Source organism: Burkholderia sp. WSM2232 (assembly GCF_000472545.1).
Lineage (GTDB): Bacteria > Pseudomonadota > Gammaproteobacteria > Burkholderiales > Burkholderiaceae > Paraburkholderia.
In genome coordinates this window covers 22,334-47,736 of record NZ_AWZV01000016.1, presented here as the reverse complement: position 1 = coordinate 47,736, position 25,403 = coordinate 22,334, and the positions used below count along the sequence as shown (strand labels likewise).

22 protein-coding genes are annotated in these 25,403 nt (G+C 62.9%); 10 read left to right on the top strand and 12 right to left on the bottom strand.

The features are described from left to right. Positions 1-5: 5 nt before the first annotated feature. From F757_RS0116230 to F757_RS0116215, 4 genes are all read right to left on the bottom strand, one after another. Positions 6-956, bottom strand: a complete 951-nt coding sequence (locus F757_RS0116230; RefSeq protein WP_013340266.1) for a branched-chain amino acid ABC transporter permease — start codon at positions 954-956, stop codon at positions 6-8. Between the two features lie 229 nt (positions 957-1,185). Then, a complete protein-coding gene (locus tag F757_RS0116225) occupies positions 1,186-2,388 on the bottom strand; it encodes a branched-chain amino acid ABC transporter substrate-binding protein (RefSeq protein ID WP_027212313.1) in 1,203 nt (400 codons plus the stop codon). A gap of 538 nt (positions 2,389-2,926) precedes the next feature. Continuing rightward, positions 2,927-3,886: a 4-hydroxy-3-methylbut-2-enyl diphosphate reductase gene (gene ispH, locus F757_RS0116220; RefSeq protein WP_013340268.1), complete on the bottom strand. Its 960-nt coding sequence runs from the start codon at positions 3,884-3,886 to the stop codon at positions 2,927-2,929. Between the two features lie 2 nt (positions 3,887-3,888). After that, a complete protein-coding gene (locus F757_RS0116215; protein ID WP_027212312.1) occupies positions 3,889-4,344 on the bottom strand; it encodes an FKBP-type peptidyl-prolyl cis-trans isomerase in 456 nt (151 codons plus the stop codon). 178 nt (positions 4,345-4,522) lie between these two features. Between F757_RS0116215 and radC the strand changes: the two genes are divergently transcribed. The 4 genes from radC (at position 4,523) to nadB (ending at position 7,981) form a co-directional block, all read left to right on the top strand. Then, positions 4,523-5,404, top strand: coding sequence for a RadC family protein (gene radC / locus F757_RS33670; RefSeq protein WP_027212311.1), 882 nt, complete (start codon positions 4,523-4,525; stop codon positions 5,402-5,404). A gap of 274 nt (positions 5,405-5,678) precedes the next feature. After that, positions 5,679-5,912, top strand: coding sequence for a 50S ribosomal protein L28 (gene rpmB, locus F757_RS0116205; RefSeq protein WP_006050117.1), 234 nt, complete (start codon positions 5,679-5,681; stop codon positions 5,910-5,912). A gap of 10 nt (positions 5,913-5,922) precedes the next feature. Beyond that, on the top strand, positions 5,923-6,090 hold the full coding sequence (rpmG, locus tag F757_RS0116200; protein ID WP_006050116.1) for a 50S ribosomal protein L33: 168 nt from the start codon (positions 5,923-5,925) through the stop codon (positions 6,088-6,090). Positions 6,091-6,382: 292 nt separating this feature from the next. Then, a complete protein-coding gene (gene nadB / locus F757_RS0116195) occupies positions 6,383-7,981 on the top strand; it encodes an L-aspartate oxidase (RefSeq protein ID WP_027212310.1) in 1,599 nt (532 codons plus the stop codon). Positions 7,982-8,160: 179 nt separating this feature from the next. Here the strand turns inward: nadB and nadC are convergent, their stop codons facing one another. The 6 genes from nadC to purN all read right to left on the bottom strand — a co-directional run bounded on the left by nadC (position 8,161) and on the right by purN (position 15,149). Continuing rightward, on the bottom strand, positions 8,161-9,090 hold the full coding sequence (gene nadC, locus F757_RS0116190; protein WP_027212309.1) for a carboxylating nicotinate-nucleotide diphosphorylase: 930 nt from the start codon (positions 9,088-9,090) through the stop codon (positions 8,161-8,163). After that, positions 9,090-10,229 (bottom strand): quinolinate synthase NadA, encoded by a 1,140-nt coding sequence (gene nadA / locus F757_RS0116185; protein ID WP_027212308.1) that lies wholly within the window; start codon positions 10,227-10,229, stop codon positions 9,090-9,092. Before nadA ends, nadC begins: the two co-directional genes overlap by 1 nt. Before the next feature lie 129 nt (positions 10,230-10,358). Continuing rightward, positions 10,359-11,555, bottom strand: a complete 1,197-nt coding sequence (locus tag F757_RS0116180) for a DesA family fatty acid desaturase (protein ID WP_027212307.1) — start codon at positions 11,553-11,555, stop codon at positions 10,359-10,361. A 201-nt stretch (positions 11,556-11,756) separates the two neighbouring features. Beyond that, positions 11,757-13,154, bottom strand: coding sequence for a mechanosensitive ion channel family protein (locus F757_RS0116175; RefSeq protein ID WP_027212306.1), 1,398 nt, complete (start codon positions 13,152-13,154; stop codon positions 11,757-11,759). An 85-nt stretch (positions 13,155-13,239) separates the two neighbouring features. Then, positions 13,240-14,499, bottom strand: a complete 1,260-nt coding sequence (locus F757_RS0116170) for an RsmB/NOP family class I SAM-dependent RNA methyltransferase (RefSeq protein WP_027212305.1) — start codon at positions 14,497-14,499, stop codon at positions 13,240-13,242. Next, on the bottom strand, positions 14,496-15,149 hold the full coding sequence (gene purN / locus F757_RS0116165; protein WP_027212304.1) for a phosphoribosylglycinamide formyltransferase: 654 nt from the start codon (positions 15,147-15,149) through the stop codon (positions 14,496-14,498). The genes F757_RS0116170 and purN overlap by 4 nt, the downstream gene beginning before the upstream one ends. A 116-nt stretch (positions 15,150-15,265) precedes the next feature. Between purN and F757_RS0116160 the strand changes: the two genes are divergently transcribed. From F757_RS0116160 to dut, 6 genes are all read left to right on the top strand, one after another. Beyond that, entirely contained in the window at positions 15,266-16,261 is a 996-nt protein-coding gene (locus tag F757_RS0116160; protein WP_013340278.1) for a bifunctional riboflavin kinase/FAD synthetase, read from the top strand. Between the two features lie 165 nt (positions 16,262-16,426). Next, positions 16,427-19,264, top strand: coding sequence for an isoleucine--tRNA ligase (ileS, locus tag F757_RS0116155; protein WP_027212303.1), 2,838 nt, complete (start codon positions 16,427-16,429; stop codon positions 19,262-19,264). After that, positions 19,264-19,782 (top strand): signal peptidase II, encoded by a 519-nt coding sequence (gene lspA / locus F757_RS0116150; RefSeq protein WP_027212302.1) that lies wholly within the window; start codon positions 19,264-19,266, stop codon positions 19,780-19,782. Before ileS ends, lspA begins: the two co-directional genes overlap by 1 nt. Before the next feature lie 134 nt (positions 19,783-19,916). Beyond that, positions 19,917-21,131, top strand: a complete 1,215-nt coding sequence (coaBC, locus tag F757_RS0116140) for a bifunctional phosphopantothenoylcysteine decarboxylase/phosphopantothenate--cysteine ligase CoaBC (protein WP_027212301.1) — start codon at positions 19,917-19,919, stop codon at positions 21,129-21,131. Between the two features lie 93 nt (positions 21,132-21,224). Further along, positions 21,225-22,244, top strand: coding sequence for an LLM class flavin-dependent oxidoreductase (locus tag F757_RS0116135; protein WP_027212300.1), 1,020 nt, complete (start codon positions 21,225-21,227; stop codon positions 22,242-22,244). Between the two features lie 14 nt (positions 22,245-22,258). Continuing rightward, on the top strand, positions 22,259-22,705 hold the full coding sequence (dut, locus tag F757_RS0116130; protein WP_027212299.1) for a dUTP diphosphatase: 447 nt from the start codon (positions 22,259-22,261) through the stop codon (positions 22,703-22,705). Positions 22,706-22,791: 86 nt separating this feature from the next. Here the strand turns inward: dut and clpA are convergent, their stop codons facing one another. Next, a complete protein-coding gene (clpA, locus tag F757_RS0116125; RefSeq protein WP_027212298.1) occupies positions 22,792-25,089 on the bottom strand; it encodes an ATP-dependent Clp protease ATP-binding subunit ClpA in 2,298 nt (765 codons plus the stop codon). Continuing rightward, on the bottom strand, positions 25,086-25,400 hold the full coding sequence (gene clpS, locus F757_RS0116120) for an ATP-dependent Clp protease adapter ClpS (protein WP_006050100.1): 315 nt from the start codon (positions 25,398-25,400) through the stop codon (positions 25,086-25,088). The genes clpA and clpS overlap by 4 nt, the downstream gene beginning before the upstream one ends. Positions 25,401-25,403 lie beyond the last annotated feature (3 nt).

Sequence of the window (25,403 nt, the reverse complement as noted above, 5' to 3'; positions counted from 1 at the left end):
CTGGATCAAGCGCGATCCGCAACGCGTTCGCCGAGCAGACCCGACGGACGGAACACCAGCACGATGATCAGCACGATGAACGCAAACACGTCCTGATAGTTACTGCCGAACACACCACCCGTCAGGTTGCCGATGTAACCTGCGCCCAACTGTTCGATCAGCCCCAGAATCACGCCGCCGACCATCGCGCCGCCGAGGTTGCCGATGCCACCCAGCACCGCCGCGGTGAATGCCTTCAGACCGGGAATGAAGCCCATGTAGAAGTGCGCGTTGCCGTATTCGGACGCGATCATCACGCCGGCTAGCGCAGCAAGCGCCGAGCCGATCATGAAGGTGGCCGAGATCACGAAGTTCGGGTTCACGCCCATCAGCGAGGCGACGCCCGGGTTCTCGGCAATCGCGCGCATTGCGCGGCCGAGCTTGGTCTTGTGCACGAGGAGCAGCAGGCCCGCCATCACGAGGAACGCGACGACGATGATGACGATTTCAGTCATCGAGATCACGGCGCCGGGCGTCGTGTCGGTGGCCTTGATCACGTTCAGCGGGTCGGTGGGCAGGAGCTGCGGGAACGGCAGCGGGTTGCGCGACCAGATCATCATGGCGAGCGTCTGCAGCAGGATCGACACGCCGATCGCGGTGATCAGCGGCGCGAGACGCGGCGCCTTGCGCAACGGCCGGTAGGCCACGCGCTCGATCGTGTAGCCGACTACCGCGCAGACCACGGCGGCAATCGCCAGCGCGATGCACAGCGTCGGCACATTGCCCAAGCCGGGGAAGTGGTTCTGCAGCACGCCTATGGCGGACAGCGCAACCATCGCGCCGACCATCAACACATCGCCGTGAGCGAAGTTGATGATGCCGAGAATGCCGTAAACCATCGTATAGCCCAGTGCGATGATGGCATAAACGCTGCCAAGCACCAGTCCGTTTAGGATCTGCTGGATGAAGATATCCATTTAATGCTCCTTAGCCCGTGCGACTGGATTCGCGTTCCTCATCAGCCGGTGGGCGGTGATGCATCACGGAATCTCAACGGCACTGCGGGTACTGATGTAAAAGACCGGTAAGGGTTTATCTGCCGCCGGTTTGCCACGACGACTGGGTCACAGTCGCTGGCTCGCCTGCGGCGGATGCAAAAACGGCACCGTTGGATGGTTCGGTGCCGTCAGGCTGAACGTCCCGTCATTACATCTTCACGACGTCGAGAACCGCTTTCTTGCCGTCCTTGAAGTCGTAAAGCGTAATGGCGCCCTCTTTCAAATCACCCTTGTCGTCGAACGCGATGCGGCCGATTACCCCGTTGTAATCGGTGGACGGCATCGCAGCCAGCACCTTGGGCGCCTCGATCGAATTAGCGCGCTTCATTGCATCGACAATCACGTACACAGCGTCATACGTGAACGGTGCGTAGATCTGCACCGGCGTGTGGAAGCGGTCGACGTACTTCTTTTCGAAGTCCGCTCCCCTGTCCATTTTCGAAAGCGCGAGTCCCGCTTCCGAACAGACCAGGTTTTGCACGGCGGTTCCCGCCAGCTCACCTACCTTGTCGGTACACACGCCGTCGCCGCCAAGGATTTTTGCCCTGATACCGAGCGCCGCCGCCTGTTTGGCAAACGGCCCGCCCGTTGCGTCCATGCCGCCGAACATGATTGCGTCGGGATGAACACTCTTGATCTTCGTGAGGATGGCCCGGAAGTCCGTGGCCCGGTCGTTCGTCGCTTCACGCGCGACGATCTTCGCCCCATTCGCCTCGACGGTCTTCGCGAATTCTTCCGCGAGCCCCTTACCGTAGGCGGTTGCATCGTCCACTACGGCGATGCGTTTGGCGCCCAGCGCCTTGGTCGCGTAATTGGCGAGCGCCGGACCCTGCTGCGCGTCGGTGGCGACGACACGGTAGGTCGTCTTGAAGCCCTGCTGCGTGTACGCGGGGTTTGTCGACGACGGCGAGATCTGCACGATGCTCGCATCGCTATAAATCTTCGAAGCCGGAATCGACACGCCCGAATTGAGATGACCGACGACCGCCACCACGTGGTCGTCCACCAGCTTCTGCGCGACCGCGGTACCCGCTTTCGGGTCCGCAGCGTCGTCCTGCGCGTCCAGTTGCAAGTCGATCTTGTGGCCGTCGATTGTCAGGCCCTGGGCATTGATTTCCTCGACTGCGAGACGCGCGCCGTTTTCATTGTCCTTGCCCAGATGCGCGATGCCGCCCGTCAGCGGGGCCGCATGGCCGATCCTCACGACAATCGCTTCACTTGCCGGCGCCGCGGACGCCGCCGTCGTCGCCGATGCGCCTGCTCCCGCCTCGCCATCCTGTTTTTTGCCGCACGCGGTCAACATCGCAACCGCGGCCGCGATGGACACGGCGTAAGCAAACTTGACTCGCATTAAATAGGTCTCCCGCCCTTGCTCAATCTCGTGTTCGAAAGGCCCTAAGGCCTTGAGAACGCGCGCATTGTAACTCCAATTTTGCGACGGGCAATATTGTTGAACCGGCAGGGTTTTCCTGCATTGCAACCGCATTTTGAGACGACGGCCGGCTAAAAGGCGCAACCTGGTTGCGACTCATTTTCGTGCATCAGTTGCACCAAGGCAGTGGCGCGCTGCATCAAGTGTTGCGGCTTGAGCGCGTCTCGCCTGATCAGCACGCGGTTCGCGTCGGGTCTGGACAGCAACGGAGGCCCGCTCGGTCCCGCACCATCTTAGTGCGCCAAAAAAGATTGCAGTAAGATTACGACAAGGAAAAGGGGACGTATCGGTGCAAAACGAATTGAGTGCCAGATGAAATTTCAAAAAAAATCGGTGGATGCGGCGAAAAAAGTTTGTGCGCGCTCGATGTGTCACCGTTTTTTTTCAGCGATGCCTGGCGCCAGGACCAAAAAAAAGCGCGCCCGAAGGCGCGCTTACGACGATCGCTATAGCGGATTCAGGCCGGCAAACCCAGGCCGCGCGGCAGCGGGAACGCGATGTTCTCCTCGATGCCCTCAAGCGCGCGCACATTGCGCACGCCGAGCTCGCGCAAACGGGCGATAACCGCCTGAGCCAGCACTTCGGGAGCCGAAGCGCCGGCAGTCACGCCAATCCGGCGCTTGCCCTCGACCCAGACCGGATCGATCTGGTCCGGCGAGTCCACCATATAGGCAGGCACGCCGAGCTTTTCGGCCAGCTCGCGCAGCCGGTTGGAATTCGAACTGTTCGGGCTGCCGACCACGATCACTACGTCGCACTGCGGCGCCATGAATTTAACGGCGTCCTGCCGATTCTGCGTGGCGTAACAGATGTCCTGCTTTTTCGGCTCGCGAATGGATGGATATTTGGCCTTCAGCGCGCGGATGATTTCGGCCGCGTCGTCTACCGACAGCGTGGTCTGTGTGACAAACGCAATCCGCTCCGGGTCGGCGAGCTGGAGCGCCTGCACGTCTTCGATGTCTTCGACCAGATGCATGCCCTCGCCCGCCTGGCCCATCGTGCCTTCCACTTCCGGGTGACCCTTGTGGCCGATCATGACGATGTCGAAGCCGTCCTGGCGCATCTTCGCGACTTCAATATGCACTTTGGTTACGAGCGGACAGGTCGCGTCGTACACGCGCAGCCCGCGCGACTCGGCCTCGCTGCGCACCGCTTTCGACACACCGTGGGCGCTAAAGATAACCGTATTGCCGGGCGGCACCTCTTCCAGCCGCTCGATGAAAATTGCGCCCTTCTTGCGCAGATCTTCGACGACGTAAGCGTTATGGACGATTTCGTGACGCACGTAGATCGGCGAGCCGTGCAGCTTGATGGCGCGCTCGACGATTTCGATAGCCCGATCGACGCCGGCACAGAACCCGCGCGGCTGCGCCAGCAGGATCTCGGTTTCGGCTAGGGTCGTATCCGCGATGCTCATGTTTACAGAATCCCGATGATTTTCACTTCGAACGCCAGCGCCTGACCGGCGAGCGGGTGGTTGAAATCGAACAGGGCCGACGTTTCGTTCACTTCTTTCAGAACGCCGGCGTAGCGGCCGCCGCCAGGCGCGTTGAATTCGACCAGGTCGCCCGGCGAAAAATCCTCACCGATCATGCTGTTTTCGCGCAGCGTGGCAAGCGACACGCGCTGGATCAACTCCGGATTGCGCGGACCGAACGCGACGCCCGGGGCTAGCTGAAAGGTCGAATGGTGCCCGACCTTCAAACCCAGCAGAATGTCTTCCAGCGGCGGCGCGAGCTGACCGGCGCCGAGCAGCAGCGTGGCGGGCTTGTCGTTGAAGGTGTTGATGACTTCGGCGCCATCGGCAAGGGAAAGCCGGTAGTGAAGCGTCACGTGTGAACCGGCCTTCACTTCGGAAATGTCGATGATGCTCATGCAGTGCTCGCTCAATCGAAGCGCGCTCTCACGCGTGCGCCGCTGGCGCAGCCCGACGCGTGCGGCAAACCGTCGGCGTGCCGTGCGCAAAGCGTCTATTGTAAGCCACATGGCCGGCCTCGGCTTGCGTCCATCACGCGCACCTGGCCCGCCCCCCCAGCGGAGGAATTGTCTGTATATGTCTGATTATGCGTCCACAATCGACGAAGCAACGTTGGATTTCGCTCGTTCTCCGCCAGTCAGTCGCGCTCCGGATGCGTCTGAATCCTCTGAATCCTCTGAATCCTCTGAATCCTCTGAATCCTCTGAATGCTCTGGATCCTCAGAGGCACACGAGGTGCCCGAGGCACGAGGAGCGCCTGAAGCGCCTGAAGCGCGTCCAGGGCGCAAGTCGCAAAAATGGCGCAAGCACGACATGCCTCGCGAGCGGCTGATCGACCAGGGCCCCGGCGTGCTGTCAGACCTCGAGATGATCGTGCTCGTGCTCGGCTCGGGACTGCCGGGCCACGACGTGTTCAGCGTGGCGCGCGAACTGCTCGACCGCTTCGGCTCGCTGCGGGCGATGCTCGACGCGACTTACGCGGATTTCGACGGCCTGCGCGGCATCGGCCCCGCGAAAAAAGCGCAACTGCTCGCCATCATGGAAATGGCGCGCCGCTCGCTCGTCGACAAAATGCGCCGGCGCTCGCTGATGAATTCGCCCGAGGTCGTCGAAAGTTACCTGCGGCTCCTGATTCGCGGCCGGCCACAGGAAGTGTTCGTCTCGCTGTTCCTGGACGCCCGGCATCGGTTGATCCGCAGTGAGGAGAGCGCGCGCGGCACACTTACGCGCATGGCCGTGTATCCGCGCGAAATCGTGCGGCGCGCTCTGGCGCTCAACGCGGCGAGCCTGATCGTCGCGCACAATCATCCGTCCGGGGCCGTGCAGCCGAGCGCGAGCGACTGCAGCCTGACGCGCTCGTTGCGCGAGGCGCTTGCGCTAATCGACGTGCAACTAGTCGATCACCTGGTCATTGGCGCAGAGGGTGTGTACTCGTTCGCCCGCGCCGGCTGGCCGTGACGCTGCCGGATGAACCGCCTGTCGGGGGTGTTTGGGCTGCATCGGGAAAGCGTGAACCCGGCCGCAAATGGCCTGGGGCCGCGTCTCGCCGCCGCAAATAAGGTTTGATTTTGCGGCCTTTTTCCTGCTAGAATTCCGGTTTGCCTATTTCCAACCCCCTGTTCCGAAGCCACCAAGGCGTTCCGGAAAGGATACGTGCCTGATTTCAGCGCGACTCTTTTCGGGAAACTTTCACGGCGTTCGAACTCAGAATTAGCGTATTAGGAGTGCTCTCATGGCACGCGTATGCCAAGTAACTGGGAAAGCGCCGATGAGCGGCAACAACGTTTCCCACGCGAATAACAAAACCAAGCGCCGGTTCCTGCCGAACCTGCAAAGCCGCCGCATTTGGGTGGAAAGCGAAAACCGTTGGGTGCGTCTGCGTATTTCGAACGCCGGCCTGCGCCTGATCGACAAGAACGGTATCGACGCTGTGCTCGCAGATCTGCGCGCACGCGGTGAAGCCTAAGGAGTAAATCATGGCGAAAGGCGCACGCGACAAGATCAAGTTGGAATCGACCGCTGGCACGGGTCACTTCTACACGACCACCAAGAACAAACGCAACATGCCGGAAAAGATGCTGATCAAGAAGTTTGATCCGGTCGTCCGCAAGCACGTTGATTACAAGGAAACCAAGATCAAGTAAGTCTTGGCTCTCCTGCCTTTTGACGAAGGCAAAGACATGTGCAAAAAGCCTCGCATCAGTGCGGGGCTTTTTTCTTTTGGGCGGGCTTTTGCCTCTTGGGCCGGCTTTAGGCGTCTTCTTCCGCTTGTTCCCGGCCTATCAGATCACCCGCGCAGCAGCTCTCTTCGCGTTGACGCAGTCCTATACCACCCGGCCAGCTTTCCCTCCACCGCCGCGGCGCGTATCCTTTCTCGTTTTAGCAGTGCGTGAATCGCGCGCTGGCACAGCAAAACGAAAGACGGAGATGCAAGCAATGGAATTCGATGTGGCGATTGTCGGTAGCGGTCTGGCGGGCCTGAGCGTCGCGCTCAACCTCGCAGAGACGCGGCGGGTTGCGGTGATCGCCAAGCGGTCGATGACCGAAGGCGCGAGCGATTGGGCGCAAGGCGGCATTGCCGCGGTGCTCGATTCGGCAGACAGCGTCGAAAACCACGTACGCGACACACTCGTTGCAGGCGGCGGCCTCTGCGACGAAGCGGCGACACGTTTCATCGTCGAAAACGGGCGTGCCGCGATCGAATGGCTGATCGAGCAAGGCGTACCGTTCACGAAAGACGACGCCGCGGAACTCGGCTTTCACCTCACTCGCGAAGGCGGTCATAGCCACCGGCGCATCATTCATGCAGCGGACGCAACTGGCCACGCGGTGGTCACCACGTTGAGCGAGCGTGTGCGTCGTCATCCGAATATCACGCTGCTCGAAGATCACTACGCGATCGACCTGATTACGTCCGACCGGCTCGGACTGCCGGGCCGCCGTTGTCACGGCCTGTACGCGCTCGACGTGCAACGCGGCCGCACCGTCACGATTGAAGCGCCGCACACTGTGCTCGCCACCGGCGGCGCCGGCAAGGTTTATCTCTACACCACGAACCCGGACACGGCGACGGGCGACGGCATCGCCATGGCATGGCGCGCGGGCTGCCGCGTCTCGAACATGGAGTTCATCCAGTTCCACCCGACCTGCCTGTTTCATCCGTACGCGAAGTCGTTTCTGATTTCAGAAGCCGTGCGCGGCGAAGGCGGCCTGCTGAAGCTGCCGGACGGCACGCGTTTCATGCCGAATCACGACGAGCGCGCCGAACTTGCGCCGCGCGACATCGTCGCTCGCGCGATCGACTTCGAGATCAAGAAACGCGGCATTGATTGCGTGTATCTGGACATCAGCCATCAGCCGGCGGACTTTCTTCGCGAGCATTTTCCGACCATCCTTGCGCGCTGTATGGAATTCGGCATCGACATCACAAAGGAACCGATTCCGGTCGTGCCGGCGGCGCACTACACCTGCGGCGGCGTCGTCACGGACCTCGCGGGCCGTACCGACCTGGCGGGTCTCTATGCAGTCGGAGAAACATCGTGCACCGGGCTGCACGGTGCCAACCGCCTCGCCAGCAATTCGCTGCTCGAGTGTCTCGTGATTGGCCGTTCGGCCGCACGCGCCATGGAGCAAGAAGGTTTTAGCGGCGCTGTTCACGCACCATTGCCGGATTGGGACGAAAGCCGCGTGTCGGACCCGGACGAGGAAGTGGTGGTCGCACACAACTGGGACGAGCTTCGCCGGCTCATGTGGAACTACGTGGGCATTGTGCGAACGGACAAACGGCTCGCCCGCGCGCGGCACCGGCTCGCCTTATTGCGCGAGGAGATTCACGAGTACTACGCGAACTTCAAGGTGAGCCGCGACCTGCTGGAGTTGCGCAATCTGGTGGACGTGGCTTCGTTGATTGTCGACGGCGCCCGCTCACGGCGCGAAAGCCGCGGCCTTCATTTCAGCCGCGACTGGCCTGCAACGTTGCCTAAAGCCTTGCCGACGGTGCTTTCGCCTGAGCACGTACGCAACAGGAACGTGTGACGCAAGCGGGCCTGGGCGGGCCGGTGCCCGCAGGGCGTGGCGCTTGGCGTTGTGCCCGCAGGCATCCGTTTGCAGGATGTGACGGCAACGGACCAAGCAGATGCAACCGGCAACGCCATGCCTGCCCGCTCGGGCCACAGATGGCGTTCGGTGAACCGCGTGGTCGCGGCAAACCCGCGTCAGACGATCCGCAAAGAGTAATCGGTCGCGCGCACGTCTTTCGTCAGCGCTCCGATGGACACACGGTCGACGCCCGTTTCCGCGATCGTCTTGACCGTGTCGAAGTTCACGCCGCCCGACACCTCCAGCACTGCGCGTCCAGCGGTGATGCGGACGGCTTCACGCATTGCGTCGAACGAAAAATTGTCGAGCAGAATGGATTGCGCGCGATGCGCCAGAGCGGTTTCCAGCTGCTCCAGCGTCTCGACTTCGATCTGTATCGACACGCCGGCGTTCAGTGCCAACGCTGCACTCATGGCTGGGCCCACTCCGCCCGCGGCGGCGATGTGGTTTTCCTTGATCAGAATGCCGTCGTACAAAGCGAGCCGCTGGTTCGCACCGCCGCCCACACGCACCGCGTACTTCTGCGCGAGCCGCAAGCCGGGCAAAGTCTTGCGCGTGTCGAGAATACGCGTGCGCGTATGGGATATCGCGTCGACGTACCGTCGCGTGGCAGTCGCCACGCCGGAGAGCAACTGCAGGAAGTTGAGCGCGTTGCGTTCGGCGGTAAGCAGCGCGCGGACCGGCCCGCGTAGTTCGCACACAGGAGTGTCCGCCGACATCCGCTCGCCTTCGCGATAACACCATCGGACTTCGATGCGCGGATCAACCTGGCGCAAGACGGCATTGAACCAGGGCACGCCGCACAACACTGCGTCCTCGCGAACGATCACACGCGCGTCGCGCACTTCGTCCGCGGGGACAAGGCGGCCGGTCTGATCACCGTTGCCGATATCTTCTGCAAGCGCGTCCGCGACGTTGCGCGCGAGCGCAGCGTCGAACGCCGCGCCGTACTGCGAGCGGATTTCGGCGAACAGCGGCGATACAGCGTCGGCCGGGCTATAACCGGCGGAACGGCCTGTTGCTGAGCTTTGCGCTACCGCGTTCATCAAGCCGCCCCCACGTTCGAATACAACTGCGCGTCGCGGGCCAGGTCGCCGCTTGCCCGCACGCGCTTCTTGTGACGCGCCGCGAAGTCCAGCATCCGGTCGATCGGCACGCGCGCCCGCTCGCCAATAGCACGGTCGACGAAAATCTCGTTGTGACCACGCTCGAGCACATCCGCCAGGTTCGCGAGACCGTTCATCGCCATCCACGGACAGTGCGCGCAACTCTTGCACGTGGCGCTGTTGCCGGCCGTGGGCGCGGCAATCAGCGTCTTGCCCGGCGCCGCGAGCTGCATCTTGTGCAGAATGCCCAGGTCCGTGGCCACGATGAAATGCGTCGCATCGAGCGTACGCGCCGCGTCGATCAACTGAGTGGTCGAACCGACGACATCGGCGAGCGCTACCACGTTGGCTGGCGACTCCGGATGCACCAGCACTTTCGCGCCCGGATACTCTGCGCGAAGCAGGTCGAGTTCGATACCTTTGAATTCGTCATGCACGAGGCACGAACCCTGCCACAACAGCATATCCGCGCCGGTCTTCTTCTGGATATAAGCGCCCAGGTGTCTGTCCGGCGCCCAGATGATTTTCTCGCCGCGCGCGTGCAGGTCGGCAACGATTTCCAGTCCGATCGACGAAGTCACCATCCAGTCTGCGCGAGCCTTCACCGCGGCACTAGTGTTTGCGTACACCACGACAGTGCGGTCCGGGTGGGCGTCGCAGAAAGCCGAGAACTCATCTGCCGGGCAGCCGAGGTCGAGCGAACACGTCGCGTCGAGATCGGGCATCAGAATGCGCTTGTCGGGGCTCAGAATCTTCGCGGTTTCGCCCATGAAGCGTACGCCTGCAACGACCAGCGTCTGCGCATCGTGATCGCGCCCGAAGCGCGCCATTTCCAGCGAATCGGCCACGCAGCCGCCGGTTTCGTCGGCAAGCTCTTGCAATTCGGCATCGACGTAGTAGTGCGCCACGAGCACAGCCTTCTCGCGCACGAGCAATGCGCGGATGCGCTCCTTCAGCGCCACCTTCTGCTCCGCCGACGGCGTGTCCGGCACCTTTGCCCACGCCTGTCCGATTCCGCACGAAGTACCCTGCGCCTGCGGCCGATCGTATTCGATCGTCCTGATCGCCTGCTGATCCATAGTTTCCTCTGCCTTCGCTTTGCTGCCGCTGATTGCCCTCGTGTCATGCTGCATTTTCGGCGGCCCAAAAAGCAAAACCCCGCCAACGCGGGGTTTTGTGACGTAACGAAATTTTAATGGATTTCGTGATCAAGCATAACGGCGCAGTCGCATCGCGAATTCCTGCAGCGCCTTGATGCCGCTCGCCTCGGCGCGGTGGCACCAGTCCTGCAACTGGACCAGCAACTGATCGCGCGACGCATTCGAGCGCTCCCACATTGCCGCGAGTTCATTGCGCATGTCGATGTAGGTCTTCAGCTTCTGGCTGTTCGCGAAAATTTGCGGCAGCAGACGTTTCTGCGGCTCGTCGAGTCCCGCTTCTTCCTTGTGGAACCAGCTGCGCGCGCCGCGCATGAGCTGGTATTTTTCGCGTGCGCCGACTTCCTTCAGATGCGCGAGCTCCTGACGGTACGCGCGCTTGAGCGCCTTGCCATAACGCGCCATGACTTCATAGCGGTTGGCCAGAACGGCCTGCAGCGTGTCCTGGTCGAGCACAAGCTTGCCGGTAGTCAGACGCGGCGTGGGCGCAACCTTCTTCACCTTGGCCAGGCGAAATGCCGACATGATACGGATGTACATCCAGCCAATGTCGAACTCGTACCACTTGTTCGACAGCTTGGCCGAAGTCGCATACGTGTGGTGATTGTTATGCAGCTCTTCGCCGCCAATGATGATGCCCCACGGGAAGATGTTGGTGCTGGCGTCCGACGAATTGAAGTTGCGGTAGCCCCAGAAGTGCGCAAGACCGTTGACCACGCCGGCGGCCCAGAACGGAATCCACACCATCTGCACGGCCCAGACGGTCAGCCCGACAGCACCGAACAGCGCAACGTTCAGCACCATCATCAGGCTCACGCCGAGAATCGGGTATTTCGTGTAGACGTTGCGTTCCATCCAGTCGTTCGGCGTGCCGTGACTGAACTTGCGCATGGTTTCTTCGTTCTTCGCTTCGGCGCGATACAGTTCCGCGCCTTCCAGCAATACCTTCCAGATGCCGCGGGTTTGCGGGCTGTGCGGATCTTCTTCCGTCTCGCACTTGGCGTGGTGCTTACGGTGGATAGCCGCCCACTGGCCGGTCAGCATGCCTGTGGTCATCCACAGCCAGAAACGGAAAAAATGACTGACGACCGGGTGCAGCTCCAGCGCGCGGTGCGCCTGGCAGCGGTGCAAGTACACCGTCACACCGATGATGGTGACGTGCGTTACCGCGAGCGTGTACAGCACAAGTTGCCACCACGAGAAGTGCATCAGGCCGTGGGCAAGGAAATCGAGCAAGGAATTCAACAAGGCAATTTACCTGTGAAACGAGAGACACGAGGCACGCGCGAACCGCACGTGTCAAGAAAGTGAAAGCATACAGCGGGATTGGACGACATTCTACTGGAAGCGTTCCAAGTGTTTGTAACAAATAGGGATTTTTTGTGCGACATCAACGGGCGATAGCTTGCGTCGAAGGAATTTCGACCAGCCGCGCGCGGGGAAGTGCCCTTAAAGAGCGTTGTTTGCCTTGTTGTCTGCCTCGTTGCCCGCCTGGTTGGCAGCCGCACCGGTCATCGTTACCGGTTGGGCAATCGGATTACCGAGATTCGCCACCGTGCCGGCGGCCCCGATGATGCGCACTTCCCGTTGCGCGAACGGAATGGAAATGCCGTGCGTGGAGAAGAGCTGCCAGATATTGCGATTGACCGCCGAGCGCACAGCCGACGTGCCGGTTGCGGCATCGGCAATCCAGAAACCGAGCTCAAGGTTGATGCCGTCGGCGCCGAAGCCCACCAGATAAGGGGTCGGCGCCGGGTCCGTCAGCACGCGCGGCACGTTCTCGGCGGCTTGCGCGAGCAGCGCCATGGCCTGCTCGACGTCGGCCGTATAGGCGATCTGCACGGCCGCCTTCGCATAGCCGCGCGTCAGGTAGGACGACTGGTTCTGCACCACGTCGGTAATCAGCTTCTCGTTCGGAATCAGCGTCTCGATGCCGTCCAGGCCCCGCACCACCGTGTAGCGGGTGCGAATCTGCGTGACCATGCCTTGCAGGCCGCTCACGTTGATCGTGTCGCCGATCCGCAAGGACCGGTCGATCAGGATGATGAAGCCCGACACATAGTTGCTGGCGATCTTCTGCAGCCCGAACCCGAGCCCCACGCCGAGCGCCCCGCCGAACACGCCCAGCACCGTAATGTCGATGCCGACGAGCGACAGGCTGACGAGCACCGCCGCCAGCACGAAGGCTGCGCGGCCGACGCGCGCCACCACGACTTTCAGATTGGCGTCGAGCGTGGTGGCGCGCATGAGCCTGTCTTCGAACGCCGAGCCGAGCCACATCGCGACGATCATCGTCACGCACACCCACAGCAGGCCGGTACAAAGCGACAGCAGCGTCATGTGCGCATTGGCGACGCGGAAATGCACGCTCGCCATCCACGCGATCACGTCGTCCTGAATGCCCATCACGGTCAGGACCATGCCGACCCAGACCAGCAGCGAGACAATCTTTTCGACGAGGAAAAGCCACGGATGCGTCTCGCCGTCCTGGCTGAACACACGTCGAGCGAAGAAAAACACAATGTAGATCAGGCCGATGCCGAACAGCGGCACCAACGCCAGATCGAGCAGCGACGTGTGGATGAACCGGCCCGCAATCGCGCGCGCGAGCCACACCAGCGCCGCGCCGATCAGCGGAAAAAACGCGCGGTTCAGGCTTTCCGCGCCGAAGCGCAACGTCTGGTAGCGCGTTTGACGGCGCAAGTCGAGCGCCCGGCGCGCGAGGCGCGCAAAGAGCCAGGCCAGTGCGAGCGTGCCGACCAGCACGGCGACTTGCCAGAGCATTGCAGGCTGGCCGAAGTCGCGCGTGAGATCGCCAAACAGATGAGCAAAGATACGGTTTTGCATGATGTCGCTGAAATGGCCGGCTCGCATCAGATGAGGCCAGACGCCCTGAGCCGGCCGACAGACCTATGGCATTTCGTCCCGCCGCTCAGCTCTGCCGTTCGAGCACGGCGGCGAAAAAGCCGTCCGTCGCATGACGGTGCGGCCACAGCGACAGGTAATCGCCCATTTCAAGGTCGATGCGCTGCTCAGCCAGCACCTCGCGCGCCGGAACCAGCGCAAAATCGGGATGATCGGCGAGAAACTGCTGCACGACCGCCTCGTTTTCCGCCTCCAGAATCGAGCAGGTTGCGTAGACGAGGCGCCCGCCCTTCTTCACAAGCCGCGAGGCGCTCGCCAGAATCGACGCCTGCTTGGGCGCGAGTTCCGCGACCGATTCCGGCGACTGGCGCCATTTCAGATCCGGATTGCGGCGCAGCGTGCCGAGGCCGCTGCACGGCGCATCCACGAGCACGCGGTCGATCTTGCCGGCAAGGCGCTTGATTTTCGCGTCGTGTTCGCTGTCGATCAGCACTGGGTTCACGTTCGACAGGCCGCTGCGCGCAAGGCGCGGCTTGAGCTTGGCGAGGCGCCGCTCCGAGATGTCGAACGCGTACAGACGTCCAGTGGAACGCATCGCCGCGCCGAGCGCGAGCGTCTTGCCGCCGGCGCCCGCGCAGAAGTCGACGATCATCTCGCCGCGCTTGGGCGCGACCAGCGAACACAGCAACTGGCTGCCTTCGTCCTGCACCTCGAGCCAGCCCTGCTGGAACGCGTCGAGTTTGGTGAGCGGCGGCTTGCCGGCCACCCGCACGCCGAACGGCGCGAACGGCGTGGCGCCGGCTTCGATGCCCGCCTTCGAGAGCGCGCTCAGCACTTCGTCGCGGCTCGCCTTGATCGGGTTGGCGCGCAGGTCCAGCGGCGCCGGGTAATTGAGCGCGGCGGCCAGTTGCGCCAGCTCGGCGGCTTCAAAGCGTTTCGCAAGCGCCTGGTGGATCCAGTCCGGCAGGTTCAGGCGAATCCGCAGCGGCAGGCTTTCGGGGTCGATGGTCGCGACGTGGTCGAGCCACTTCGACTCCGCTTCCGACACGAACGGCTTGAGCGCGCTGCGGCCGGCCGTCTGCATCAGACCGAGCAGCGCCATGCGGCGCGCCGGGCTGCCTGCGCCGCTTTCCGCCAGATGAGCGAACTCCATGCGCCGGCGCAGCACCGCGAACACCGCTTCCGCGATCACGCCGCGCTCGCCGTGGCCGAGCTTCGGATGCGCGCGGAAAAAGCGGCTGGTGGTGGCGTCGGCGGGACCGTTCAGTCTTAGGACTTCGGCCAGCAACGTCTCAGTTTGTCCAATCAGGAAACCATGTAATCTCATGCGCCCTCTCCGGCGGTGTGACCGGCAAAGAGCCATTGCGGCTCCGGCGGCGTAAGCGTGACGCGCAGGCCGTCGAGAGCGAGGCGCCCTTCGACGAACCAGCGCACCGCGCGTGGATAAATAATGTGTTCGGTGGCAAGCACGCGCCCGGCGAGCGTGGCGGGCGTGTCGCCAGCCACGACGGGCACCGCCGACTGCACGACGATCGGCCCGTGATCGAGCTGCGAGGTCACGAAATGCACCGACGCGCCGTGCACGCGCACGCCAGCGTCGAGCGCCTGCTGATGCGTCTTGAGGCCCGGAAAGCTCGGCAGCAGCGAAGGGTGCACGTTCAGCATGCGCCCCGCGTAACGGTCGACGAAACCGGCCGTCAGCACGCGCATGAAGCCGGCGAGCACGACAAGGTCCGGCGCAACGCTGTCGATCTGTTCGGCGAGCGCCGCGTCGAAGCGCTCGCGATCGGGAAACTGGCGGTGATCGACCACCGCCGTGGCAATGCCGTGCGACGCCGCGAACGCAAGGCCCGCGGCGTCAGGACGGTTGGCAATCACGGCGGCGACCTGCGCCGGCCAGCCTTCGTCGGCGCACGCGCGGACGATGGCTTCCATGTTGCTTCCCCGCCCTGAAATCAGGATGATGAGTTTTTTCATGCGCGGATTTTATCATTCGGGGGCAGCCAAACCGCGACGCGCCGCCGTGCGCGGCGCCGAGCGTTTATAATCGTTTGTTTTGCGGCACCCTGCCCGACCTACCCCGACGCGCTATCGTGAGAGTTTTCCGCGGTCTTCCCAACGCCGAGAGCCGTGCCCCCTGCGCACTGACCATCGGCAACTTCGACGGTGTCCACCGCGGCCATCAGGCTTTGCTCGCGCACGTGCGCGCTGCCGCAGACGCGCGCGGCCTGCCCGTCTGCGTGATGACCTTCGAGCCGCACCCGCGCGAATTCTTCAACCCGGCAGGCGCGCCGCCGCGCATCGCGATGCTGCGCGACAAGCTGGAGGCGCTGCGCACCAACGGCGTGGACCGTGTCGTCGTCGAGCACTTCAATCACACGTTCGCCAGCCAGTCGCCGGACGCGTTCGTCGAACGGATCATCGTCAACGGGCTGCACGCGCGCTGGGTGATGATCGGCGACGACTTCCGCTACGGCGCGAGGCGCGCGGGCGACTTCGCGTCGCTGAAAGCGGCAGGCCAGCAGTACGGTTTCGAAGTCGAGCAGATGGCCACGGTGGCCGATCCGTCCGGGGCGCGCATTTCCAGCTCGGGCGTGCGCGCGGCGCTGGTGGCGGGCGACCTGGACGCGGCGCGCGCCGCGCTCGGCCGCGACTATCTGATCAGCGGCCATGTCGTGCACGGCATGAAGCTCGGCCGCGATCTCGGCTTTCCCACGCTGAATCTGCCGATCGCGCACAAGCGTCCGGCGCTCGCGGGCATTTTCGTCGTGCGCGTGCATGGTGTGACCGACGAGCCGCTGCCGGGCGTTGCGAGCCTCGGCCTGCGCCCCACCGTCGACGATTCGGGGCGCGTGCTGCTCGAAGTGCACCTGCTCGACTGGCACGGCGACGCATACGGCAAGCTGGTGCGCGTGGAATTCCTGAAAAAACTGCGCGACGAAGAAAAGTACGTCGACCTGGAAACGCTCACCGCCGCCATTGCGCGCGACGTCGCCAATGCGCGCGCGTGGTTTGCGGCCGTCGGCGCGGGCACGCCGGGCAGCCGCTCCACCGGCTTCGCCACGTCGGCCACCGACCGAATTAGATAGCCGCCGCGGTCCCTGCGCGTTCAACACCGCATGGACCTTTGCTGCGCGCATCGAAAGGCGTCCGCGCTACAGCGCGACATGCCCGCCGGGCGCGCCCAACGTTCTCGCGCATCGTGCGCAACCCGCGCCCCGCTGCGCTTATCAAGAATTCACCGCGACCACATCATGAGCAACAAGAAAGCCGATTCGAAACCGCAGTCACGCTACCCCGTGAACCTGCTCGACACGCCGTTCCCGATGCGCGGCGACCTGCCCAGGCGCGAGCCGCAATGGGTCAAGGAATGGCAGGAACGCAAGGTCTACGAGAAGATCCGCGCGGCTTCCAAAGGCCGCAAGAAGTTCATCCTGCACGACGGCCCGCCGTATGCGAACGGCGACATCCACCTCGGCCACGCGGTGAACAAGATTCTGAAGGACATGATCGTCAAGGCGCGCAACATGGCGGGCTTCGACGCGGTCTACGTGCCGGGCTGGGACTGTCACGGCATGCCGATCGAAATCCAGATCGAAAAGCAGTTCGGCAAATCGCTGCCCGCAGCGGAAGTCATGCAGAAGGCGCGCGCCTACGCGACCGAGCAGATCGAGAAGCAGAAGGTCGGCTTCCGGCGGCTCGGCGTACTCGGCGAATGGGACAATCCGTACAAGACCATGAACTTCGCGAACGAAGCCGGCGAGATCCGCGCGCTCGCAAAGATCATGGAGAAGGGCTACGTGTTCCGCGGCCTGAAGCCGGTCAACTGGTGTTTCGACTGCGGCTCGGCGCTCGCCGAGGCGGAAGTCGAGTACAAGGACAAGACCGACCCGACCATCGACGTACTATTCAGCTTCGCCGAGCCGGAAAAAACGGCGCAAGCGTTCGGCCTGAACGCGCTGCCGCGCAACGAGGGCGGCATTGTGATCTGGACCACCACGCCGTGGACCATTCCGGCGAACCAGGCGCTGAACCTGCACCCGGAAATCGTCTATGCGCTCGTCGACACGCCGCGCGGTCTGCTGATTCTCGCTGAAGAACGCGTCGAGGCCTGCCTGAAGGCCTACAACCTGGAAGGCAGGGTAGTCGCCACCACGCCGGGCGCGAAGCTCGTCAATCTGCGCTTCAATCATCCGCTTGCGTCCGCGCATCCGGGCTACAAGCGCACCTCGCCCGTCTACCTCGGCGACTATGTGACGACCGAAACCGGCACGGGCATCGTGCACTCGTCGCCGGCCTACGGCGTGGAAGACTTCGTGTCGTGCAAGGCGCACGGCATGGCCGACTCGGACATCATCAATCCGGTGATGGGCGACGGCCGTTACATCGAATCGCTCGCGCTGTTCGGCGGCTTGTCGATCTGGGCGGCAAATCCGCAGATCGTCGAAGCGCTGCAAGGCGCGGGGTCGCTCCTGCGCACCGAAAAGTACACGCACAGCTACATGCATTGCTGGCGCCACAAGACGCCGATCATTTATCGCGCAACCTCGCAGTGGTTCGCCGGCATGGACGTGAAGCCGAACGACAGCGGCAGGACGCTGCGCGAAACGGCGCTGGAAGGCATCGAGAATACGGCGTTTTATCCCGCATGGGGCAAGCAGCGCCTCTTCAGCATGATCGCGAACCGCCCGGACTGGACCTTGTCGCGTCAACGCCAATGGGGCGTGCCTATGGCCTTCTTCGTGCACAAGGAAACCGGCGAACTGCACCCGCGCACGCTCGAGTTGCTGGAAGAAGTCGCGAAGCGCGTGGAGCAAGCCGGTATCGAAGCGTGGCAAACGCTCGACCCGCGCGAGCTGATCGGCGACGAAGCCAACCTGTACGAAAAGAACCGCGACACGCTCGACGTGTGGTTCGATTCCGGCACCACGCACTGGCACGTGCTGCGCGGCTCGCACAAAGACGAACTGCAGTTCCCCGCCGATCTGTATCTGGAGGGCTCGGACCAGCATCGCGGCTGGTTCCATTCGTCGCTGCTCACTGCTTCCATGCTGGACGGCCGCCCGCCGTACAACGCGCTGCTCACGCACGGCTTCACCGTCGACGGCGAAGGCCGCAAGATGAGCAAGTCGCTCGGCAACGGCATCGATCCGCACGAAGTGGCGAACCGCCTCGGCGCGGAAATCATCCGCTTGTGGATCGCCTCGACCGATTACTCGGGCGAACTCGCCATTTCCGAAGAAATTCTCAAACGCGTGACGGAAAGCTATCGGCGCATTCGCAACACGCTGCGCTTCCTGCTCGCGAATCTGTCGGACTTCGACTACGCGAAAAACGCGCGCCCGTTGGAAGACTGGCTCGAAATCGACCGCTATGCGGTAGCGCTTACGGCAAACCTGCAGAACGACATCCTCTCGCACTACGACAAGTACGAGTTCCACCCGGTGGTCGCCAAACTGCAAACGTTCTGCTCGGAAGATCTGGGCGGCTTTTATCTGGACGTGCTCAAGGACCGTCTGTACACCACCGCGGCCGACTCGGTCGCGCGCCGCTCGGCGCAAACTGCGCTGTATCACGTCGCGCAAGGTTTGCTGCGTCTGATGGCGCCGTTCCTCTCCTTCACCGCCGAAGAAGCGTGGAAGGTGTTCCAGCCGGACAGCGAGACCATTTTCACCGAGACGTATCACGCGTTCCCGGCCGTGCCGGACGCCGGCACGCTGCTCGACAAATGGACGCTGTTGCGCGCCGCGCGCGGCGACGTGACCAAGGCGCTGGAAGAGGCGCGCGTCGCGAACCTGATCGGCTCGTCGCTGCAGGCGGAAGTGGAAATCCGCGCGAGCGGCGCGCGTTACGACGCACTGACGAGTCTCGGCGACGACCTGAAGTTCGTGCTGATCACGTCGGCCGCAAGCGTGGTGAAGGTCGACAGCGAAGCGGAAGAAGGCGTCGAGGTGATCACGTCGAAGTATCTGAAGTGCGAGCGCTGCTGGCACTACCGCGCGGACGTCGGCGCGAACGCGGAGCACCCCACGCTGTGCGGCCGCTGCGTGAGCAATCTGTTCGGCAACGGTGAAGCGAGGAGCGCGGCATAATGGCGAGAACCATGGCGAAATCCACATCCAAAGCTTCCGCGGCAAACAGCTCGCTGGCGCCGTGGCTGGGCGTCGCGCTAATCGTCATTCTGTTCGATCAGCTGACGAAAATCGCGGTGCAGAAGGTGTTTGCCTACGGTGTTCCACACGAGGTCACGTCGTTCTTCAATCTGATTCTCGTGTACAACCGCGGCGCCGCCTTCAGTTTTCTCGCCATGGCGGGCGGCTGGCAGCGCTGGGCTTTCACGGCGCTCGGCGTGATCGCCGCGCTGGTAATCTGCTATCTGCTCAAGCGTCACGGCGCGCAAAAACTGTTCTGCACGGCGCTCGCGCTGATTCTCGGCGGCGCGCTCGGCAATGTGATCGACCGGCTCGCCTATGGCCACGTGATCGACTTTCTCGACTTTCACGTGCGCACCTGGCACTGGCCGGCGTTCAATCTCGCCGACAGCGCGATTACCATCGGCGCGGTTCTGCTTGTGATCGACGAGTTGCGGCGCGTGCGCGGCTCACGCTAACGGCGCCTCATTCAACAGCGCGCGGCGGGTTCATTACGTTCGGACCCGCCGCGGCGCGCCACAGGTCCGCTTTGACGGCCGGCAACGGTGCAAGCGCGCCGCGCCCGGCCACCACGCTTTGTCGGAGGCTTTCGTTGGCAACCGCAGAACTCGCAGGAAAACACCTCGTCCTCGGCATGACGGGCGGCATTGCCTGCTACAAGATCGCCGAACTCACGCGTCTACTGACCAAAGCGGGCGCCACCGTGCAGGTTGTCATGACCGAAGCGGCCACGCAATTCATTACCCCCGTCACCATGCAGGCGCTCTCCGGCCGGCCGGTCTACACCAGCCAGTGGGACGCGCGCATTGCGAACAACATGGCGCACATCGATCTGTCGCGTGAAGCGGACGCGATCGTGATTGCGCCCGCCTCCACCGACTTCCTCGCCAAACTCGCGCATGGCATGGCCGACGATCTGCTCGCCACGCTGTGCGTCGCGCGTGATTGCCCACTGCTCGTCGTGCCCGCGATGAACCGGCAGATGTGGCAAAACCCGGCGACGCAGCGCAATGTCGCGCAACTGCGCGCGGACGGCATCGAAGTACTCGGCCCAGACTCCGGCCCGCAGGCGTGTGGCGAAATCGGCGACGGCCGCATGCTGGAAGCCGCGGCGACCTACGAAGCCATCGCATCGTTCTTTGCGCCGAAGATTCTTTCCGGACGCCGCGTATTGCTCACCGCCGGTCCGACGTTTGAACCGCTCGACCCCGTGCGCGGCATCACCAATCGTTCGAGTGGCAAGATGGGTTTCGCGCTTGCCCGCGCTGCGCAACAAGCCGGCGCGGAAGTGCAACTCGTCGCCGGCCCCGTTGCGCTCGACACGCCGTGGGGCGTGTTGCGCGAAGACGTGCAAACCGCCCAGCAGATGCACGAGGCGGTGATGCGCTCGGTGGCGGATGCGGACATCTTCATTGGCGTGGCCGCAGTCGCCGACTGGCGCGTCGATCACGCGAGCGAGCACAAGATCAAAAAGGCAGCGGACCATGCGCTGCCCACTTTTTCGTTCGTCGAAAACCCTGACATTCTCGCTTCCGTCGCCGCGTTGCCGCATCCGCCGTTCGCTGTGGGCTTCGCTGCGGAAAGCGGCGATCTGGAGGTGCACGGCGAAGAAAAACGCATGCGCAAGAAGGTGCCGCTTCTGATCGGCAATCTGGGGCCGCTTACTTTCGGCATGGACGACAACGAAGTCATCCTCTTCGAAGCCGGGGGAGCCACCCGGCTGCCGCGCGCCGACAAGCAGACGCTCGCGCGCGCGCTGATCGCCGAGATCGCGAAGCGTCTGCCCGACACCAGCCTGATTCGCTGAGCCTGCCGCGGCACGCCGCGACCTGAACGAAGCGGACCGGGCCGTACAAAGCAAAGCGAGTCCGAGCGAACCGAAGCACCTGGAGCCACTGACATGACGCTACTTTCCGTGCTCGATCAAACGCCCGTCATTGCAGGGCACTCGGTGGCGGACGCGATTGCCGCCACCGTCGAGCTCGCGCAACTCGCCGACGAGCTCGGATACACCCGCTACTGGTGCGCCGAGCATCACGGCTTGCGCGGGGTGTCAAACCCGTGCCCCGAAGTAATGCTGGCGCGCCTTGGCAGCGTCACGCGGCATATCCGGCTTGGCTCCGGCGGCATCATGCTGCCGTACTACAGCCCGTTCAAGGTCGCCGAACAGTTCATGATGCTGGAAGCCCTGTTTCCGAACCGCATCGACCTCGGCGTGGGCCGCGCGCCCGGCGGCGACATGCGCACCGCGCAAGCCGTGGCCGCAGGCGACTACAATCGCGGCGCAATCTTCACGCAGCAGGTGGCCGATCTTGTCGGACTCATGCACGGCGCGCTGCCTGCCGACCATGTAGCACAAGGTGTGCTGTTGCAACCGCAGGTCGCGACGCGTCCGCAGCTATGGATGCTGGGGTCCAGCGAATTCGGCGGCCTGCTCGCGGCGCAACTAGGCATTCGCTTTGCGTTCGCGCATTTCATCAATGCCCACTTCGGGCATCAGGTCGCGCACGCGTATCGCGAGCGTTTCGAGGCTAGCCGGGAGGCGCAGCAACCGTATCTGGCCGCCGCCGTCTTTGTGATTTGCGCGGACACGGAACAGGAAGCCGCGAACCTGGAAAAGGCCGTCGACCTGCGTCGCGTGCAAATGGCGTATGGCCTGAACGAGCCGATTCCGACCGTTGAACAAGGCATCGCGCAGGAGTACGGCGAGCGCGAGCAGTTGGTGATCGACCGCGAAAAACCGCGCAGCATCATTGGCACGCCGCAAGTCGTGACCGAACGGCTCCACGCTTTGCAGGAGCAATTCAAGGCCGACGAGCTCATCGTGCTGACCGTCGCGGGCAGTTACCGGGCGCGCCTGCGTTCCTATGAACTTCTTGCCGAAGCGTTCGAACTCGAGCGCCCGGCTTCAACACCCTAACCCTTCGAACCTGCATGAATCTCGACCTGAAGATCCTCGATGCGCGTATGCGCGATCAGCTTCCCGCCTACGCGACCAGCGGCAGTGCGGGCCTCGACCTGCGCGCATGCCTGAACGAACCACTGACGCTCAAGCCGGGCGACACCGCGCTAGTGCCGACGGGACTCGCGATTCATGTCGGCGATCCCGGCTATGCCGCGCTGATCCTGCCGCGTTCGGGTCTCGGCCATAAGCACGGCATCGTGCTCGGCAACCTGGTGGGTCTGATTGATTCGGACTACCAAGGTGAATTGATGATCTCGACGTGGAACCGTGGTGAAACGACATTCGTGCTGAACCCCATGGAGCGCCTTGCGCAACTCGTGATCGTGCCGGTCGTGCAGGCCAGGTTCAATATCGTCGATGAATTTGCGCAGAGCGAGCGCGGCGCGGGCGGCTTCGGCAGCACCGGCAAGCACTAAGCTCGCGGCAACATAAAAAAACGGCGTGGACCCTGAGGTCCACGCCGTTTCTGTTTTGGCCAACTCGTTGCCGACTTGCTGAACGCTTACTCGACTTCGACTGCTTCCGGATTCGGATTGCGCGGCGCCGGATGCTCGTCGAAGGTCAGTTGCACCTTGTCTTCCGCATCGACGTCGACCGACACGCGGCCGCCGTTCATCAGCTTGCCGAACAGCAACTCGTCGGCAAGCGCGCGACGGATCGTGTCCTGAATCAGCCGCTGCATCGGACGGGCGCCCATCAACGGATCGAAACCATGCTTCGCCAGGTGCTTGCGCAGCGCGTCGGTGAAGAGCGCGTCGACCTTCTTCTCGTGCAGTTGATCTTCCAGCTGCATCAGGAACTTGTCGACCACGCGCATGATGATTTCCTCATCCAGCGCACGGAAGCTGATGGTCGCGTCCAGACGGTTACGGAACTCCGGCGTGAACATGCGCTTGATGTCGACCATCTCGTCGCCGGTTTCGCGGCGGTTCGTGAAGCCGATCACCGACTTGCCCATTGCCTCGGCGCCCGCGTTCGTCGTCATGATGATGATGACGTTGCGGAAATCCGCCTTGCGGCCGTTGTTGTCCGTCAGCGTGCCGTGGTCCATGACCTGCAGCAGCACGTTGTAGATGTCCGGATGCGCCTTCTCGATTTCGTCGAGCAGCAGCACGCAGTGCGGCTTCTTGGTGACCGCCTCGGTCAGCAGACCGCCCTGGTCGAAGCCGACATAGCCCGGAGGCGCGCCGATCAGCCGGCTCACCGCATGACGCTCCATGTACTCGGACATGTCGAAGCGGATCAGCTCGATGCCGAGCGTGAACGCCAGCTGCTTCGCCACTTCCGTCTTGCCGACGCCCGTGGGGCCCGAGAACAGGAACGCGCCAATTGGCTTGTCGAGCTTGCCGAGGCCGGCACGCGCCATCTTGATCGCTGCCGACAGCGCGTCGATAGCCGGGTCTTGCCCGAACACCACACTCTTCAGATCGCGATCCAGCGTTTGCAGCTTGCTTCGATCGTCTTGCGACACGCTTTGCGGCGGGACGCGCGCGATCTTCGAGATGATTTCTTCGATCTCGTTCTTGCCGATGGTCTTCTTCTGCTTCGACTTCGGCAGAATGCGCTGCGCCGCGCCCGCTTCGTCGATCACGTCAATCGCCTTGTCCGGCAAATGACGATCCGTGATGAAGCGTGCCGACAACTCAGCCGCCGCCGACAGTGCACCCGACGAATATTTCACGCCGTGATGCTCTTCGAAACGCGACTTCAGACCGCGCAGAATCGCCACTGTCTGTTCGACCGACGGTTCTGTCACGTCGACCTTCTGGAAACGGCGCGACAAAGCCGCGTCTTTTTCGAAGATGCCGCGATATTCGGTGAACGTGGTCGCGCCGATGCACTTGAGCGTGCCCGACGAGAGCGCCGGCTTAAGCAGGTTCGACGCATCCAGCGTGCCGCCCGACGCGGCGCCCGCGCCGATCAGCGTATGAATTTCGTCGATGAACAGAATGGCGTGCGGACGCTCCTTGAGTTCCTTCAGGACCGTCTTCAGGCGCTGTTCGAAATCGCCGCGATACTTCGTGCCGGCGAGCAGCGCGCCCATGTCGAGCGAATACACTTGCGCGTCGGCCAGAATGTCCGGCACTTCGCCGCGCGTAATTCGCCAGGCGAGCCCTTCGGCAATCGCCGTCTTGCCGACGCCGGCCTCGCCCACCAGTAGCGGATTGTTCTTGCGACGGCGGCACAGCACCTGCACGACGCGCTCGACTTCGGACTCGCGCCCGATCAGCGGATCGATGCGGCCGTCTTTCGCCATCTGGTTCAGGTTCTGCGTGAACTGGGCGAGCGGCGTTTCTTTCTGCGCCGCGGCTTCGTCCGATTCGGCATTCGCGTCGCTCGCTTTCGCGGCGTCCGAACCGCTCGTCTTGGCGATGCCGTGCGAGATGAAATTGACCACGTCCAGACGCGTCACGCCCTGCTGCTGCAGGTAGTACACCGCATGCGAATCCTTCTCGCCGAAGATTGCGACCAGCACGTTCGCGCCGGTCACTTCCTTCTTGCCATTCGAGGTGGACTGCACATGCATGATCGCGCGCTGGATCACACGCTGGAAACCCAGCGTGGGCTGCGTGTCGACGTCGTCCGTGCCTGGCACGGTCGGCGTGTTGTCATGAATGAAGTTGCGCAGGTTCTGGCGCAGATCCTCGATATTGGCCGCGCATGCACGCAACACCTCCGCCGCTGTCGGATTGTCCAACAGTGCCAGCAAAAGATGTTCGACCGTTATGAACTCGTGCCGCGCCTGGCGTGCTTCCATGAACGCCATGTGCAGGCTGACTTCCAGTTCCTGGGCAATCATGCTTCCTCCATCACACACTGCAGCGGATGCCCGGCCTGCCGTGCGTGGGTAACGACTTGCTCGACTTTGGTCGACGCGATGTCCCGCGTATAGACCCCACAAACTCCCCTGCCCTCGCGATGCACCTTCAACATAACCTGTGTTGCGGTTTCACGATCTTTATTGAAATATTCCTGCACGATCATCACGACAAATTCCATTGGCGTGAAGTCGTCATTCAGCAGCACCACCTTGTACATGGATGGCGGCTTGAGCTTTTTCTCCTGCCGCTCCAGTACGGTGCCGTCCTGCTTGTCCGGGATAATCGCCATACA